This is a genomic window from Nocardia cyriacigeorgica NBRC 100375, from assembly GCF_000308555.1.
Classification (GTDB): domain Bacteria; phylum Actinomycetota; class Actinomycetes; order Mycobacteriales; family Mycobacteriaceae; genus Nocardia; species Nocardia cyriacigeorgica.
This window is the reverse complement of sequence record NZ_BAFY01000295.1, coordinates 1-964: the sequence shown is the minus strand read 5'-3', so window position 1 is coordinate 964 and position 964 is coordinate 1. Positions and strand designations below refer to the sequence as shown.

At 65.9% G+C, this 964-nt stretch carries 1 protein-coding gene; it reads left to right on the top strand.

Annotation, left to right across the window (positions count from 1 at the left end):
• Window positions 1-964 (top strand): IS110 family RNA-guided transposase (locus tag RJ05_RS26080; protein ID WP_036541886.1); only part of this gene is annotated, 964 nt, incomplete at both ends.

Genomic DNA, 964 nt, shown 5'->3' with positions numbered 1-964 from the left:
GGTGTGCTGGTCGGGCAAGTTCGGCAACGATCAGCGGGCGATCGAGGCGATCATCGCCCGAGCACACGAAACCGGGATCGAGGTGCAGTGGGCGATCGATCTGATCAGCCCGCTGGCTGCGCTGCTGATCACCGTGCTGCTGACCGCTGGGGAGTCGGTGGCGTACGTGCCCGGCCGGGTGGTGGCCACCATGACCGGAATCCTGCGCGGTGAGGGAAAGACCGACGCCAAGGACGCCCGCGTCATCGCCGACACCGCCCGCATGCGCAACGACCTGACGCCGGTGACCGCACCCGACGAGCTGGTCGCCGAGCTGACCCAGCTCTCGAGCTACCGCGCCGATCTCATGAGCGACTGGGTGCGCGGGGTCAACCAGCTGCGCGGCATGCTCGCCGCGATCTTTCCCGCGCTCGAGGCCGCATTCGACTACTCGGCCCGGTCCCCGCTGATCCTGGTCGCCGGTCTGTGCACCCCGTCCGAAATCCGTGCCGCCGGAATCAACGGTGTCACAACACATCTCACCAACAAAGGCGCCTGGCGCAAGAGCATCGACACCATCGCCACCACAGCCGTCGCTGCCGCCGGCGAGCAGGACATCGCCGTACCCGGCGAGAGGGCTACTGCGACATTGATCAAACGACTGGCAGCCAAACTGCTCGACTTGGACCGTGAAATCAAGGACCTCGACAAACAGATCACCATGCGTTTCCGGGAGCACCCGCAGGCATCGATCATCGAGTCACTGCCCGGAATGGGACCTCATCTGGGTACCGAGTTCCTGGTCACCACCGGTGGCGACCTCACTACGTTCGCCACCCCCGGCCGGTTGGCCTCCTACGCCGGACTCGTGCCCGTGCCCCGCGATTCCGGCCGTGTCAGCGGCAACCTGCACCGACCAAAACGCTTCAACCGGCGACTGCGCCGCGTGTTCTACATGGCCGCACTGTCCTCCATCAGAGCCGAA